Annotated in this window: 14 protein-coding genes and 2 tRNA genes; 9 read left to right on the top strand and 7 right to left on the bottom strand. The window is 67.2% G+C overall.

Going from position 1 to position 14,197, the window contains the following annotated elements:
* Nucleotides 1-25: 25 nt before the first annotated feature.
* Entirely contained in the window at nucleotides 26-1,288 is a 1,263-nt protein-coding gene (locus AB0M22_RS17820) for an alanine racemase (RefSeq protein ID WP_364727489.1), read from the top strand.
* Between the two features lie 95 nt (nucleotides 1,289-1,383).
* Here the strand turns inward: AB0M22_RS17820 and AB0M22_RS17815 are convergent, their stop codons facing one another.
* Nucleotides 1,384-3,189, bottom strand: coding sequence for a helicase HerA-like domain-containing protein (locus AB0M22_RS17815; RefSeq protein WP_364727486.1), 1,806 nt, complete (start codon nucleotides 3,187-3,189; stop codon nucleotides 1,384-1,386).
* Between the two features lie 412 nt (nucleotides 3,190-3,601).
* On the opposite strand from AB0M22_RS17815, the gene orn reads away from it, so the two are divergent.
* The 3 genes from orn (at nucleotide 3,602) to AB0M22_RS17800 (ending at nucleotide 4,810) form a co-directional block, all read left to right on the top strand.
* Complete coding sequence (gene orn, locus AB0M22_RS17810) at nucleotides 3,602-4,252, top strand: oligoribonuclease (RefSeq protein ID WP_364727483.1); 651 nt, start codon at nucleotides 3,602-3,604, stop codon at nucleotides 4,250-4,252.
* 56 nt (nucleotides 4,253-4,308) lie between these two features.
* Nucleotides 4,309-4,381 (top strand) — tRNA-His (locus AB0M22_RS17805).
* A 195-nt stretch (nucleotides 4,382-4,576) separates the two neighbouring features.
* Entirely contained in the window at nucleotides 4,577-4,810 is a 234-nt protein-coding gene (locus tag AB0M22_RS17800; RefSeq protein WP_364727480.1) for a hypothetical protein, read from the top strand.
* Between the two features lie 53 nt (nucleotides 4,811-4,863).
* Here the strand turns inward: AB0M22_RS17800 and AB0M22_RS17795 are convergent, their stop codons facing one another.
* Nucleotides 4,864-6,081 (bottom strand): Ig-like domain-containing protein, encoded by a 1,218-nt coding sequence (locus AB0M22_RS17795; RefSeq protein WP_364727477.1) that lies wholly within the window; start codon nucleotides 6,079-6,081, stop codon nucleotides 4,864-4,866.
* A gap of 263 nt (nucleotides 6,082-6,344) precedes the next feature.
* On the opposite strand from AB0M22_RS17795, the gene AB0M22_RS17790 reads away from it, so the two are divergent.
* A tRNA-Lys gene (locus AB0M22_RS17790) sits at nucleotides 6,345-6,417 on the top strand.
* A gap of 259 nt (nucleotides 6,418-6,676) precedes the next feature.
* Here AB0M22_RS17790 and AB0M22_RS17785 read toward each other — a convergent pair.
* The 3 genes from AB0M22_RS17785 to AB0M22_RS17775 all read right to left on the bottom strand — a co-directional run bounded on the left by AB0M22_RS17785 (nucleotide 6,677) and on the right by AB0M22_RS17775 (nucleotide 9,635).
* On the bottom strand, nucleotides 6,677-7,126 hold the full coding sequence (locus tag AB0M22_RS17785) for a DoxX family protein (protein WP_364727474.1): 450 nt from the start codon (nucleotides 7,124-7,126) through the stop codon (nucleotides 6,677-6,679).
* 148 nt (nucleotides 7,127-7,274) lie between these two features.
* A complete protein-coding gene (locus tag AB0M22_RS17780; protein ID WP_364727472.1) occupies nucleotides 7,275-8,705 on the bottom strand; it encodes a carboxylesterase family protein in 1,431 nt (476 codons plus the stop codon).
* Between the two features lie 24 nt (nucleotides 8,706-8,729).
* On the bottom strand, nucleotides 8,730-9,635 hold the full coding sequence (locus AB0M22_RS17775; protein ID WP_364727469.1) for an MBL fold metallo-hydrolase: 906 nt from the start codon (nucleotides 9,633-9,635) through the stop codon (nucleotides 8,730-8,732).
* Between the two features lie 101 nt (nucleotides 9,636-9,736).
* Here AB0M22_RS17775 and AB0M22_RS17770 point away from each other — a divergent pair, with 101 nt between their 5' ends.
* The gene (locus tag AB0M22_RS17770) at nucleotides 9,737-10,633 is read left to right on the top strand and encodes a helix-turn-helix transcriptional regulator (RefSeq protein ID WP_364727467.1); all 897 of its coding nucleotides are present in this window, start codon (nucleotides 9,737-9,739) and stop codon (nucleotides 10,631-10,633) included.
* A 104-nt stretch (nucleotides 10,634-10,737) separates the two neighbouring features.
* Here the strand turns inward: AB0M22_RS17770 and AB0M22_RS17765 are convergent, their stop codons facing one another.
* Nucleotides 10,738-11,097, bottom strand: a complete 360-nt coding sequence (locus AB0M22_RS17765) for a chitin binding peritrophin-A domain-containing protein (RefSeq protein ID WP_364727464.1) — start codon at nucleotides 11,095-11,097, stop codon at nucleotides 10,738-10,740.
* Nucleotides 11,098-11,837: 740 nt separating this feature from the next.
* Here AB0M22_RS17765 and AB0M22_RS17760 point away from each other — a divergent pair.
* From AB0M22_RS17760 to AB0M22_RS17750, 3 genes are all read left to right on the top strand, one after another.
* Nucleotides 11,838-12,434, top strand: coding sequence for a transglycosylase SLT domain-containing protein (locus AB0M22_RS17760; protein ID WP_364727461.1), 597 nt, complete (start codon nucleotides 11,838-11,840; stop codon nucleotides 12,432-12,434).
* Nucleotides 12,435-12,539: 105 nt separating this feature from the next.
* Nucleotides 12,540-12,854, top strand: a complete 315-nt coding sequence (locus AB0M22_RS17755) for a hypothetical protein (protein ID WP_364727459.1) — start codon at nucleotides 12,540-12,542, stop codon at nucleotides 12,852-12,854.
* 83 nt (nucleotides 12,855-12,937) lie between these two features.
* Nucleotides 12,938-13,435, top strand: a complete 498-nt coding sequence (locus AB0M22_RS17750) for a DUF1992 domain-containing protein (protein WP_364727457.1) — start codon at nucleotides 12,938-12,940, stop codon at nucleotides 13,433-13,435.
* A gap of 261 nt (nucleotides 13,436-13,696) precedes the next feature.
* Here the strand turns inward: AB0M22_RS17750 and AB0M22_RS17745 are convergent, their stop codons facing one another.
* Nucleotides 13,697-14,164: a MarR family winged helix-turn-helix transcriptional regulator gene (locus AB0M22_RS17745; RefSeq protein ID WP_364727454.1), complete on the bottom strand. Its 468-nt coding sequence runs from the start codon at nucleotides 14,162-14,164 to the stop codon at nucleotides 13,697-13,699.
* Nucleotides 14,165-14,197: the final 33 nt, after the last annotated feature.

Genomic DNA, 14,197 nt, shown 5'->3' with positions numbered 1-14,197 from the left:
CGGGGAGCGGATCAGGAGAGCACCCGTGACGCTTGTGGACTTCTTCTCGCCGACTCGGCCGGGAACGGCCGCGCAGCTGGATTCCGCGGTCTGGCCCTCCGAGGCCAGGTATGACGCCGAGGGCCGGATCGTCGTCGGTGGCGTCGCGCTCACCGATATCGCCGAAACGTACGGCACCGCCGCGCGGGTGCTCGACGAGCGCGAGGTCAGGCAGCGCTGCCGCGCGTATCGCAAGACCTTCCCCGAGGCCGAGATCGCTTACGCGGCAACGGCTCTGCTGGTCGGCGCGGTGGCGGACTGGATCACCAAGGAGGGGCTCTCGGTCGCGGTGTGCTCGTTCGGCGAGCTGACCGCCGCGCTCGACGCCGGGGTGGAGCCGCGGCGAATCATCTTGCACGCCAATGGCGTATCCCGCGAGACGTTGGCGACGGCGGTGGCTCGGCGGGTCGGCCGGATCGTGGTCGGCTCGCTCGCCGAGATCGAGCTGCTCGCGTCCGTTGCCACCCGTCCGCAGCGGGTGCTGCTGCGGGTGTGCCCCGGTATCGAGTGCGACTCCGCCGATTCGATCGGATTCCCGCTCGGCGACGTCACCGCCGCGGCCGTGGCGCAGGTGCTGGACATGCCGATGCTCGAGCTGATCGGGTTCCACTGCCACCTCGGGTCGCAGATCTACAACCCCGATCACTACGGTGAGGCGATCCGGCGGATGGTCGCCGAGATGGCGCAGGTCAGGCACGACCACGACCGGATGCTCACCGATCTCGATCTCGGCGGCGGGCACGCGATCGCCTACCGCAACGGGGACGCGGAGATGAATCTCGCTGAGCTGTCCGCGATTATCGAGGATGCGCTGGACGCGGCGTGCGCTCGGCAGCATTTCCCGCGGCCGAATGTGGCGCTGGAGCCGGGGCGCGGGATCGTCGCGCGGGCCGGGGTGACGCTGTACCGGGTGTTGTCGGTCAAGCACAGTGACGGTGGGCATGTGTCGGTGGTCATCGATAGCGAGACCCGTACCAGGACAAGTAGTTTCGCGGGCGCGGTGGTGGCGAATCGGCGGGCGACCGGGTCGCTGGTGAGCGCGACCGTCGCGGGGCGTGCGGGCGACGTCATCCTCGCCACCGACGCACGACTCCCCGCCGATCTGCGCCCCGGCGAGTTGCTGGCCGTGCCCTGCACCGGCGCCTACCAGCACGGTTCCCCGCGCACCCGCGTCATCGCGGTCCGCGAGGGCCACTACGCCCAGCTCGTCCGCCGCGAGCCCACCCTGCTCGACCGCGACGCGAGCTGACCGCGCCCGGCAGACCACAGCCGCACAACTTCTGATGTCCCGCATAGGGAATCGCATGCGATTCCCTATGCGGGAAGTCGAGAAGTGTGCGGCTGTCAGCGCTTCCGCGTGCCGAAGATGCTGCGGCTGATCTCGCGGCCCGCGGCGGTGGCCGCGGAACGCAGGAAGCTCTTGACCGCCGGGTTCTTCATGATGCGCTCGGCAGTGGTGTCCTCTTCCTTCGGCGAGCGCCCGGGCGCCGGCGCCGACTGCGGAGCCTGGTCTGCCGCAGCGACTTTCGCCGCCAGGATCTCGTAGGCCGACTCGCGATCGATGGTCTGGCCGTACTTGCTGTGCAACGAACTAGACAGCGCCCGGGACTTGATGGCGTCGTCGCCGATCGTGTCCATCAGCGACCGCGGCGGCTGAATCCTGGTCCACGCCACCGGAGTCGGCGCGCCCTTCTCCGACAGCACAGTCACCACGGCCTCACCCGTACCGAGCGAGGTGAGCGCCTTCTCCAGGTCGTAGGTGCTGGTCTTCGGATAGGTGCGCACCGTCTTGGACAGCGCCTTCTGATCGTCCGGGGTGAAGGCGCGCAGCGCGTGCTGGATGCGCGCACCCAGTTGGGACAGCACCTGATTCGGGATATCGGTGGGCAGTTGGGTGCAGAAGAACACGCCGACGCCCTTGGAGCGGATCAGCTTGACCGTCTGCTCCACCTGGTCCAGGAACGCCTTCGACGCGTCCGCGAACAGCAGGTGCGCCTCGTCGAAGATGAAAACCAGCTTGGGCTTGTCCACGTCACCCACCTCGGGCAGCGTCTGGAACAGGTCCGCCAGCACCCACATCAGGAAGGTGGAGAACATCACCGGCCGGGCCGCCTGCGCGCCCAGCTCGAACAGCGTGATCACGCCCTGCCCGCCCGCGACCCGCACCAGATCGCTCGGATCCAGTTCCGGCTCACCGAAGAACGTGTCGCCGCCGTCCGCCTCCAGGTTCACCAGCGAGCGCAGGATGACGCCCGCGGTGGCCGCGGAGACGCCGCCGATGCCCTTCAGGTCCTCCTTGCCCTCGGCGCTGGTGAGGTGCGTGATCACCGCGCGCAGGTCCTTGAGGTCGAGCAGCGCGAGGCCGTTCTTGTCCGACCAGTGGAAGATCAGGCCGAGGGTGGATTCCTGAGTCTCGTTGAGCCCCAGCACCTTACTGAGCAGCACCGGGCCGAACGAGGTGATGGTCGCGCGGATCGGGACGCCGATGCCGTTGGTGCCGAGCGAGACGAACTCGGTCGGGAAGCCGGTCGGCTTCCAGTCCTCGGCGCCGGTTTCCGCGGCGCGCGCGCTCAGCTTGTCGTTGGCCGCGCCCGGCTGCGACAGGCCGGACAGGTCGCCCTTGATGTCGGCGAGCACCACGGGAACGCCTGCGGCGGAAAGCTGTTCGGCGATGCCCTGCAACGTCTTCGTCTTACCGGTGCCGGTCGCGCCGGCCACCAGGCCGTGCCGGTTCATCGTGCGCATCGGAATACGCACCCGCGCAGCGGGATCCACCTCGCCGTCGACCACGACGGTGCCCAGCTCCAGCGCCACCCCGTCGAACGCGTACCCGGCGGCGATCTCCTGCGCCGCGGCCGACCCCGCGCCCGCCTTCGCGCCCTCGCCGGCGTCCGCCGTCTTCTGCTCCGCCTTGCTCGCGGCCTCGGCGGCGGCAGCGGCGGTCTCGTCGGCCTTGGCGGCGGCACTTTCGGCCTTCTGCTTCGCCTTCCCGCTGTCGCCCGCCTCCTGCTCGGCCAGCTCACGTTCCGCGGCCTCCGCGGCAGCCGCCGCCTCCGCCGCGACCTTCGCCGCCTCCTCCGCCGCCTTACGCGCCGCGGCCGCCTTCTCCTGGGGGGTGGGCCCGCCCGCCGCCCGACCACCGCCCCCCACGGAATCGCTTCGCGATCCTGCATCCATTGCGATCCTCCGTCTGATCAGACTCGAACTGCATTACGCAGTGTTTGCTGTCGTACCGAAAACGCCTGTGCCGATCTGCAGAAACTGTATCCCCGTAAGAGTCGCCAGTGGGCTTGCCTCCCCTGCGAGACAGTGGACTTCTCGCAGATCGATTGTGCACCTCAGGCTCGCAACCTGCCCTCTTACGCAAACAGCAGCGGCACAACCCCCGATTTCGAGCGAAGCGAGACAGAGCATTGCCCGTTCGCGGCCCGTCTCGCGTCCGAGTGGCCGCAGCGCATGCGACGAAGTCGCTAGTCGCGGCCGCTCGGACGCGCGACACCCCGGGGCCGCGAACACGCAGCGCCGCAGGCGCTGCATATTCAACACAGCTAATGTTGCTGCCGTGTCGGATAAATATGTGGTGTGGATGGATTGTGAGATGACGGGCCTGCGCCTGGACAGCGACAAGCTGATCGAGGTGGCGGCGCTGGTCACCGACAGCGATCTCAACATCCTCGGCGAGGGTGTGGACGTTGTGATCCATGCCGACGACGCGGCGCTGGCCGCTATGCCCCAGGTAGTCGTGGACATGCACGCGCGCTCCGGGCTCACCGAGGAGGTGCGCCGCTCCACCGTCACCATGGCCGAGGCCGAGCAGCAGATCCTCGACTACATCAAGCAGTACGTGCCGACCCCGGGCACGGTGCCGCTGGCCGGTAACTCGATCGCCACCGACCGCGGCTTCATCGCCCGCGACATGCCCGCGCTGGACACCCACCTGCACTACCGGATGATCGACGTCAGCTCGATCAAGGAGCTGTGCCGCCGCTGGTACCCGCGCATCTACTTCGGCCAGCCGGAGAAGGGCCTGGCCCACCGCGCCCTGGCCGACATCAAGGAATCCATCCGCGAGCTGGAGTACTACCGCCGCACCGCGTTCGTCGCCGCCCCCGGCCCGTCCACCACCGAGATCGCCGCGGTGGCCGCCGAGATCAGCAGCGCCGCGACAGCCGCCGAATCGGCCCAGGTCAACGCCGCGTCGGAAACCGATTAGGGAGACGAAGGGGTGACACGCTAATATCGACGGCGCCGGTGTTCACACCGGTGATGGTGACCGTAGTTCAGTTGGTAGAGCACCAGGTTGTGATCCTGGCTGTCGCGGGTTCGAGTCCCGTCGGTCACCCTGAGGGGCCCGGGTCGGAGAGAAATCTCCGACCCGGGCTTTTTCATTTGCCCGAGGTGTCGCACCGCCACATCACAATGTGAAACATCCTTATTCCGATTGCGGGACGGATCGCCCACCCCGTCCGTAGACTGCGGCGCGTGGGCGGTGCCGCTGGAGCATCACCCCGGTTTGACCAGAAAGACACAGGTCGTGATGCGTTCCGCGGTAATCGCAGCTTTCTTCGGCGCCACCCTTTTCACCGGAGCTACCGGGACCGCGGCCGCGGGCATCGGGCTGCCTGGCATGCCGGACTCCGGTTCGGCGTCCAGCGGGTCGGCCGGCGGACTCGTCGGCACCGGATCCGGCAGCAAGCTGGCCTGCATTGCCACCGGTAGCGCAATGGCCATCATCGGCGACGCGCATCTGGGCTGCAACATGCTCCCCTGATCGAACACAAACGGGCCACCAGTTCGCACTGGTGGCCCGTTTTGCGTTGCGGCTCAACGTGGGTCGGCGTTACCCGCCTTCCACACCGGCCACGGGATGTTCCAGTCGCCCAAACCGTCCACGCCGGAAAGGGTTCCGCCGACGGTGTTCTTGATGATGGTGATGTCGCCGCGCTTGGCGTTCTGATAGACCCACTGCGCGTTCGCGGGGCTCAGGTTCAGGCAGCCGTGGCTGGTGTTGCTGTAGCCCTGCTGCCCGACCGACCACGGCGCGGAGTGGAAGAAGATGCCGCTGTAGGAGATTCGGGTCGCGAAGTCGATCGGCGTCTTGTAGCCGTCCGGCGAGTTCACCGGCACGCCGTAGGTCGAGGAGTCCATGATGATCTTCTCGAGCCGGTCGCTGACGATGTAGATGCCGTTGTCGGTGGGCGTGCTGTTCTTGCCCATCGAGGTCGGCATGGTCCGGATGACCTGACCGTTCTGCTCGACCGTCACCTGCTTGGTGTCGTCGTCGGCGGTGAAGATGGTCGCGTCGCCGACGGTGAAGAACGACTGGATGTTGTCCTGGCCGAACAGGCCGTTGCCGAGATCACGGCCATACACGTTCACATTGATCGTGACCTTGGTCCCAGGCGCCCAGAAATTCTCCGGACGCCACCGGACCTCACGATTGTTCACCCAATAGAACGCGCCCTCGACGGCCGGTTCGGTAGTGATTTTGATCGCATCCTGCGCGGCCTTGCGATCCGGAATCGTCTCGTCGAACTGCACCGCGACCGGCTGGCCGACCCCGACCACCTCGCCCTCGCCGGGCAGCAGATACGGCTTGGTCTGGCTGTCCGGGGAGCTAGTGGTGAAGCTCAACACGGTCGAATTCGCGCCGCCGAGACCGATCGCGTCGGCCTTGAGCCGATACGGCTTCCCGTAACCGAGCACCTCGGTGGTCTCCCACGACCGGCCGTCGGCGGCCAGCTTGCCGCCGCCCACCGGCTGACCCTGCGCATTCATCAGGGTGACGTTCGTGAACCTGCCGTCCTCGACCTGAAAGGCCAGCGGCACACCCGGCGAGACCCCCATCTCGCCGTCCTTGATCGGGGACAACAGCTTCGGCTTGATCAGCTCGAGCAGCGGGTTACGGTCGATCGCGACCGTGGAGGTATCCGACGTCTTCGACGACGAGCACCCCGACAACACCAGTCCGGCCACCGCGAACACCACGACTGGTGCGGTGATATGTCGTATCCACCGACGCCGACCTCGACCAACGCTCATCTCAACCCCGTTTCAAGTCCCTACAGCTCAACCCGCCGTGCCTGCGGAGCGGTCGAGACCACGTTCGGTCATTCTGCCAGTGCGAGGTGCTCGCACCAACGCAAATACCGCGTCGACACAGGGGTGTTACACGGGATAGATCCGAACTGCCCGGTTCGGCGTTAACACCCCGCCCGAACCGCGCATCGTCCCCGCTCAGAGCGCGATTTCACTTCTGCCGCCTCGGCCTGTTAAAGTTTGTCCCGCACCGGAACACGGAGCAAGCGCCATTAGCTCAATTGGCAGAGCAGCTGACTCTTAATCAGCGGGTTCGGGGTTCGAGTCCCTGATGGCGCACCTTTTCAAAGCCCTGGTAGTTCGATTGCCAGGGCTTTCATCATGTCACGAGGCCTTCACCGGTTCCGGTGCAATCGCTGCCTCGCCCTCATCCCACGGTTTGCCGGTCACGGCCATCTGGTGCGGGGCCCGTGCTGGGTCACCGCGGTCCAGATGGCCGTTGGATCGGTCGCCGCCAACCCGACGGGCGACCGGTCCGGGAACGCACGAATCGGCGGCCGGTGTGGGTTACCGGTCGCCGGTCGTGCTCAGGGATGTGTCACTGCGAGAACGAGTTACGCAGGTCGGTGAGGGTGGTGCGGCGTTCGTAGGCGATCCAGGCGAAGATCGCGGCGAGGACCAGGGGGAAGATTCCCATCGCGGGCTGACCGGCCAGGAAGGCCTGGGACGCGGCGGCGAGGACGGTGAGCACCGACAGTCCTGCGGCGGCGAGGGCGCTGAGGCGGGGTACGAGCAGGCCGATTCCGCCGGCGACTTCGGCGATGCCGATGAAGATGAGCAGGCCGAACGGGATGGTCAGGTTCGCGGGCGCGTTTTCCATCAGGGTGTTCGGTATGAGGAGTTTGGGGCCGCCGGAGGCGATGATGAAGAACAGGCCGAGCACGATTTGCAGGGTCCACAGGACGCGGTTGCGGACCTTGCCCGGGCGGTAGGTGGCAGCGGTGGCAAAGCTGGCGGTGGGGTTTGCGGTGGGGTTTGCGGTGGTCATTGTTGTGGTCCTTGTCGTTGGTCGCGCTGGGTTGGTAGCGCGTTCAAGGGATTAGACGGAGCACCACCGCAGAACTCATCGCTGCCCGCAAAAGTTTTTCGGAATCAATCGCGGCCGACGTCACGGCGTTGGCCGCCAACGCAATTCACTAGCCGAAGACCTCCGGTGTGCGGTGTTGCGGGTCGTATGGGAGCCAGCCGGGATCTCCGGTGGTCGCGAAAGCTACCCAGGCGGCATGCATCCTGGTGGCGAGGCCGGGCGGGACGGGGTCGGGGCCGAGGAGGCCGGTTTCGCCGTGTAGCCAGGGTTTGTCGGCTACGTCGAAGACGAAGGGGAGTTCGGTGGTGTGGGTGGCGCCGAGGTTTCCGTTCAACGCGGTTGAGCGGTACTCGAACGAGTAGGCGTGGGTGCGGCCGCCCGAGATTTGGGCGTGCACCTTGGCCAGACGTGCAGTACCGGCTCCGAACAGGGCCTCCCCGAGTATCGCGGAGCGGAGTTCGCCCGGTGTTGCGTTCGGTTGGGCCGCGCGATGCCCGGCGAGCATCGACTCCGGCTCCGCGGATAGCCGTTCGGCGAGGATGAGCAGGTCGGCTTCGGTAGTGGACTCCAAATTGCCCTGCGGCACAACGTAGAGGTTGCCCTCCTCCGTGTTGGTTCCTATCAGCAGGTCGATGTCGGGGGCAGGGCCTACGGCGAGACTGTCGGCGGGTTGGGTTGGTAGGACCAGGCTGAACGGGCTCAGTCCGACCAACGGGTCCGTAGCGGTGTCAGTGCGCAGGTCGAGGCCGGAGAGGGCGGGCAGGATCTCCAGGAAGCGCTCGTCCGGAATCGCGGCGAACGCCCCGGTGGTCGGTTCGATGCCCAGCGCGGCGGCTGCCGCGACAGTCACCCGCTGCGCCTGTTCTGGCGTGAAAGCACCTGTCCCGTTACCACTTTGGATGATCGCCCGACGGAACAGGCCCTTGGCCGCAGGCGTCGCAAGTAGTGCTCCGACGAGTGTGGCTCCGGCGGATTGACCGAAGATCGTGACGTTGTCGGGGTCACCACCGAACGCCGCGATCGTCTCGCGCACCCAGCCGAGTGCGGCGAGGACATCGAGCAACCCGCGGTTGGGCGGGGCACCGGGCAGGTCGAGAAACCCGGGGATGCCGACGCGATAGTTCACCGTCACGAGGACGACGCCGTCGCGAGCGAACGCGCTGCCGTCATAGAGAGCGGCGCGGGTCGAGCCGGTGACGAATCCGCCACCGTGCACGAAGACCAGCACCGGACGTTGGCCATCGGTGGCCGGCGTGCGGACGTCAACGGTCAGGTACTCCGCGCCGCGCACCCAGCCAGGTCCGAAGTACGGAATCATGTCGAGCCGACCGAAGTCGCGGGCCGGTTGGGGTGCGGTCGGTGATGGCTGGGTGCCGTCCCGCACGCCGGACCACCCCGCATGCGGGCGGGGTGCGGCGAACCGGCGCGCACCGATGGGAGCCATGGCGTACGGGATGGCACGATACAACTCGCCGGACTCGTCACGGATCCCGCGCACAGCACCGGCGGGAGTTTCGACTACCTCTGTATATAAGGACATAGGAAACGCTTCCTCTGAGTTCGGTCAGGACATCCGGGAGAAACCGGCCCAGTCCGTGATCGCGAATTTCGACCCGGTACGCGCGACCTCCACCGCGCCCTGCCCGCCGAAATGCGCGGGGAAGACGAGCGCGTTCTCCTCGGCGGCGCGACCGAGCAGCTTGTGCCGGGTGGCGCGCGCTTCGGCCGGGTCCTCGCAGAAGCAGGAGTTGGTTTCCGGCTCGACGATTTGCAGCGGGGTGTGCAGCAGGTCACCGACGAACAGGGCGCGGTCGGTGCCGGATTCCAGGTTGAGCACGGACGAGCCGGGCGTGTGGCCGGGCGCGAGATCGAGGCGCAGGTTCTTGTCGATCTGGTACGAGCCGTCCCACAGGTGAGTGAGTCCGGCCTGGTGGACCGGGGTGACGCTGTCCTCGAAGACGTTCTGGTTGCCGCGCCCGAACACGGTCTCGTGCTCGTTGACCGGATTCCAGAAGTCGAAGTCCCGCAACGGCATCAGGTAGGTGGCGTTCGGGAAGGTCGGCACCCAGGTGCGGCCGTCGAGGCGAGTGTTCCAGCCGACGTGGTCGATATGCAGGTGCGTGTTGATCACCAGGTCGACGTCCTCGGGGCGCACGCCGGCGGCGGCGAGATTGTCCAGGAAGTCGGTGTCCAGGCGGCTCCACACCGGCGCGTAGGGGCGGTCCTTGTGGTTGCCGACGCCGGTGTCGACGAGGATCGTGCGGCCCTCGCTGCGCAGCAGCCAGGTCTGAAGCGCGGAGTGGCACTCGCCGGTGTCGAGATTCCAGAAGTCGGGAGCCAGCAGGTCGCGGTGTTCGTCCCAGGAGCCGGCGGGGCTGTCCGGGAAGAACTGGTCCGGACCCATCTCGACCGTGCCGTAGAACTCTCTGATGCGGGTGACGGTGACGTCGCCCAGGGTGATCTGGTCCATGTGAACGAGCCTGGACGCGCGGATGCGAGCCAACCACTCCCGCTTTGTCCTACCCCTGGCAGGGTGTGGCTGGGATCGGCCGCGGCTCGGATACTGGAGCGATGGACGGACCCGGCCCCCTCGGCGATTTCTTGCAGGCGCGACGAGCGCGGCTGCGGCCGGCGGACGTCGGCGTGCCGGACGTCGGCCCGCGCAGGCGAGTGACCGGGCTTCGGCGCGAGGAACTGGCCCAGTTGGCGGGCGTCAGCGTCTCGTACTACACGCGCCTCGAACAGGGCCTGTCCCGCGGCGCGTCCGCCGAGGTTCTCGACGCGATCGCCCGCGCGCTGCTGCTCGACGACCACGAACGAGCGCACCTCGACCGACTCGCCGACGCCGCCCGTCGCACACCCCGGGTGCGCCGCCCACGCCCCGAACAGCTCGCCGACGAGACGCGAGACCTGCTGCGCGCCGTCGACGGCGTCCCCGCACTTGTGCTCGGCCGACGCACGGACGTGCTCGCCTGGAACAGGCTCGGGCATTCTTTGCTGGCCGGCCACCTGGATTTCCACAGCCCGGACGACTCGGCCCGCCGCCCGAACATGAGCCGAATCGTCTTCCTCGACCCGCACTGCCGAGAGCTGTACCAGGACTGGAAAGCCAAGGCCCGCGCGGTGGTCGGCAACCTGCGCATCGCCGTCGGCAGGCACCCGGACGACCCGCTGCTCGCCGAACTGATCGGCGAGCTGACCATGAAAAGCCCTGAGTTCGTAGCACTGTGGCGCGACCACCGGGTGCTCCCCTGCGACGCCGCCGCCTACGAACTGCACCATCCCGTGGTCGGCACGGTGACCGTGACCCAGCAGACCCTCGCGGTCGCCCGTTCACCGGAACAGGTCCTGATCCTCTGCACGACCCCCGCCGGCTCCCCTTCCGAAGCAGCCCTCGCGCTGCTTCGCCAGGCGAGCGGCGAACGGGAATCCGTTCCGGCGAAAGCATCTGGCCGACAACGCGTCTAGGACACGTCGACCCGATCGGCAGCGTCACCGTAAACGAACGGCGACCCATCGCATCGGGATAAGTACGCCGACCGTCATCCGTAAACGGTTGCCCCGCAGAACAATCAGCGACGGTTTCGCGCTACGCAGACCAAACGTTCGTCGTCGTACCAACCTTCATCGCCGCACCGGAATTGATAGGTGGCCATGTGCTGGGTTCCCGAACGCAGGCACCGATAGAAGCCCGCCCGGTCCTCGGGATCGGCGTAGTACCCCTCCCCCTTGCCCTCGCAGAAGCCCGAGCCGGCGGCACTGGGCACGACGGCGTACTGCCGCGCGGCGACGTCCCGCCCGGACCCGTCGGGCACATCCACCACAGCCAAAGTGCCGAGCGTGAGCGCCGCGACCCCCAACGACGGCAGCACCGCCATCACAGTTCCGGCGGCGAGGACGCCGGTACGACACACCAGGCTGTTCGAGTTCATGAACGGGAGTTCCCTGTCTCCCCGCGGGCGGGGCGTCGGCGGCTAGCTGCTCCCCTGTATTCGGTCCCGCGCACCGCCCGGATCGTTTCGGTCACAAACCGCCTGGTCGGGCGGTTGTCGGCGGTGTCTCACGAGCCCCAATCCGGACCAACAACGCGCTCGGACAACCGAAGTCCGGTTTGTTAGCCGAAAACTTCTGTGACGTGTCGCACATTCGGTTTAGCAGCAAACTCCCTGCGTAGGTAACGGTTCGGCAACGACGTGGGAGGTGTTCCAAGATCGGTAGCACCGTTCATTCACGATTCGTTTACCTTACGTTCACCTAGTGTGACCATTCTGCGATCAGGTCATAAAGCGACCTGGAGTTTGGTACCACCGAGGAGTTTTTCACCCACATTCGGAAAACGACCGCAATGGCAGGCCCAATGCCCGCCGCGGTCGGCGGATCGGATCCGGCAAAGGACCCGCTAACCCTAACCTCCGCCGAATGGACGCGCCGAGAGGCCGTTTTTCTCCGCATCGAGATGCGGAGTCCCGCGCGACATCGCGGCCGGGCTCGCAGTTGAGCGCCCCGGCACCGCACCAACGTCGCGTTCCGGGGACTTGTGCGTCCCCCACAACAAAACCCCACAACAGCACATCAGCCCGCACCGGCGAGCGCCACCGCGCCCGCCTCGGATCCGTGCTGCCTGCGCGCGCCCGGATCGAAACCAGTCCCCGACAAAGGAACCGATTTCGTCATGCCTGACAGACGCTTTTCTTCTCTCCGCCGCTCGACGCTTCGCGAGGGTGTAACTTTCGCCATCGCCGCCGCAGGCGTCGTGGCCGTTGCCGCCTCCTCGGCGGTGTCGGTGGCCGACGACAGCGTTCCGTCCCGCATCGCGATGGTGGCCGAGGTACAGCAGGCCGCCGCACCCGCCGCCGAGGTGGCCGCCCCGGCCCCCATGCCCGCGCCGCGGCCGCTGCCGCTGCCGATCCCCGCGCCGGAGCCCACGCCCGCCCCGGCCCCCGCCTACCCGGACAATCTCGACGGCTGGATCCGCCAGGCCCTCGACATCATGCAGTCCAACAACATCCCCGGCAGCTACGACGGCATCCACCGCAACGTCATGCGCGAGTCGACCGGTAACCCGCACGCGATCAACCTGTGGGACTCCAACGCCGCCGCGGGCATCCCGTCCAAGGGCCTGCTCCAGGTGATCGACCCGACGTTCCGCTCGTACCACGTCGAGGGCACCTCCTGGGACATCTACGACCCGGTCGCCAACATCGTCGCCGCCTGCAACTACGCCGCGCGCACCTACGGCTCGATGGACAACGTCAACAGCGCGTACTGAGCCACGCCCCCACCGACGCCTCCCCGCCTGCCCGCGGGGAGGCGTCGTCGCGTCCGGCCCGCCGTCCGGCTAGGGTCGTTCACCACCGACCTTTGGACTTCCGCGATGACCGATTACGCGCACAGCGACACGGCGGCCAAGGCCCGCGCCGAGAAGGCCCGGCGCCTGGCCGGTTATGTCTGGCACCTCGGCATCACCGGACCGGAGCTGCTGGCCATGCCCGCGGCGACCCGGCGCAAGCTCGCCAGGGCGGCCGACACGAACCCGCCGAGCACCGAGGAAACCTGGGTGACGGTGGCCGAGCTGCTGGCCGAGAAGGACGACTGGGCCGCCCGGAACCCGGAGCATCCCGCGGCCAAGCGCGAACACACCGACGAGAAGCTGATGTGGGTGAAGCCGCCGATCACGCCCTGGTCGTGAGCTGTTCTCGGACAACAACTTCGGGGGCGAATCGGCACATTCGGTAGCATGGTGGCACTGCACCCGCCGTCGAAGGTGACGCGATGACCGAGCGCAAACCAGCCAACCTGGACTTCGAATCGTGGATCGACAAGCAGATCCGCGAGGCAACCGAACGCGGTGAATTCCAGAATCTGCCCGGCGCGGGCAAACCCATTCCGCGCGGCAGCGATGACGAGAACTGGTGGCTGCAAGGTTATCTGCGGAAAGAAGGCGTGAGTGGCGACGCCCTGCTGCCGCCCTCGATACTGCTGCGCCGGGATATCGAGCGGCTGCCGGAGGTCGTGCGCGAGCTGAACTCCGAGCGGGCGGTCCGCGAGACGGTACGCGAACTCAACAAGCGCGTGGTCGAGTGGTTGCGCCTGCCACACGGCCCGTACGTCCGGGTCGCGCCGGTCGATACCGAGGAAGTCGTCGAGCAGTGGCGGGCCGACCGGAAACCGAAGCGCTCGACCACGCCGACCACCACCCTCACCCCGTCGCCGCCTAAACGACCCACCGGCCGGTGGCGCGCCCTGTTCCAGAGGCACCGCGACACCTGACCACATCCACACTCCCACTGAACGCGCATCCGGTTGCCCGCATCGAGATGGCAACTAGGCACGCAAACAGCAGAATCCGCACCCTAACTCGGGATCGGCACCGACTTTAGGGCCCTATTCTCAGTGCACATCCCGAGAAAGAGTGCAGATCTTCGGCGAGACACCGATATTTAGAAAATGTCGGATTCCAGCGTAGTGATTTATTGGTTGTACGGAGGCCTGGGGCTGGGAGCGGGGGCGCGTAGTGGGGCTCCCAGGGATTCAGGCGCCGATGGCGGACTGGGGGGATTCCGCTACTGCGACAACGACTTTGTCGGATAGCGTTTGCATCGCGTGTGCCTCTGCGGGGGTGATGCGGTCGATGAACACCTCTCGCACCAGCCGGACATGGTTCGGCGCGGCGCGTTCGAGCAACCCGCGCCCGGCGGCCGTCAGCTGCACCAGCACCCCGCGCGCGTCCTCGGCCACCGGCTGCCGGTCGACCAGTCCGCGCGCGTCCATTCGCGCCAGATGCTTGGACAACCTGCTCTTCTCCCAGCAGACCTCGGCCGCCAGATCCTTGGCCCGCAGGCAGTCGCCCGGCGCGGCCGACAGCGCGACCATCAGCTCGTAATCCGCCGCGGACAGTCCGTCCTTGGTCAGGCCGGCGGCGATCACCGCGTCCAGCCGCTGCCGCAGGCGGATGTAGGCCGACCACGTCGCCTGCTCGTCGTCATTCAGCCAGTCCATGGGAATGAAGTCTACCCACGGTTGGTTGACATG

The sequence above is a fragment of the Nocardia sp. NPDC051756 genome, assembly GCF_040681495.1.
Classification (GTDB): Bacteria; Actinomycetota; Actinomycetes; order Mycobacteriales; family Mycobacteriaceae; genus Nocardia.
The sequence above is the reverse complement of the archived record's forward strand: the minus strand, read 5'-3'. Positions and strand labels throughout refer to the sequence as shown.

Excerpts from the sequence above, each read along its gene's own strand:
- AB0M22_RS17800 (WP_364727480.1), top strand. The coding sequence starts at position 4,577 with ATGCGTTCCGCGGTAATCGCAGCTTTCTTCGGCGCCACCCTTTTCACC.
- AB0M22_RS17795 (WP_364727477.1), bottom strand. The coding sequence starts at position 6,081 with ATGAGCGTTGGTCGAGGTCGGCGTCGGTGGATACGACATATCACCGCA.
- AB0M22_RS17785 (WP_364727474.1), bottom strand. The coding sequence starts at position 7,126 with ATGACCACCGCAAACCCCACCGCAAACCCCACCGCCAGCTTTGCCACC.
- AB0M22_RS17780 (WP_364727472.1), bottom strand. The coding sequence starts at position 8,705 with ATGTCCTTATATACAGAGGTAGTCGAAACTCCCGCCGGTGCTGTGCGC.
- AB0M22_RS17775 (WP_364727469.1), bottom strand. The coding sequence starts at position 9,635 with ATGGACCAGATCACCCTGGGCGACGTCACCGTCACCCGCATCAGAGAG.
- AB0M22_RS17770 (WP_364727467.1), top strand. The coding sequence starts at position 9,737 with ATGGACGGACCCGGCCCCCTCGGCGATTTCTTGCAGGCGCGACGAGCG.
- AB0M22_RS17765 (WP_364727464.1), bottom strand. The coding sequence starts at position 11,097 with ATGAACTCGAACAGCCTGGTGTGTCGTACCGGCGTCCTCGCCGCCGGA.
- AB0M22_RS17760 (WP_364727461.1), top strand. The coding sequence starts at position 11,838 with ATGCCTGACAGACGCTTTTCTTCTCTCCGCCGCTCGACGCTTCGCGAG.
- AB0M22_RS17755 (WP_364727459.1), top strand. The coding sequence starts at position 12,540 with ATGACCGATTACGCGCACAGCGACACGGCGGCCAAGGCCCGCGCCGAG.
- AB0M22_RS17750 (WP_364727457.1), top strand. The coding sequence starts at position 12,938 with ATGACCGAGCGCAAACCAGCCAACCTGGACTTCGAATCGTGGATCGAC.
- AB0M22_RS17745 (WP_364727454.1), bottom strand. The coding sequence starts at position 14,164 with ATGGACTGGCTGAATGACGACGAGCAGGCGACGTGGTCGGCCTACATC.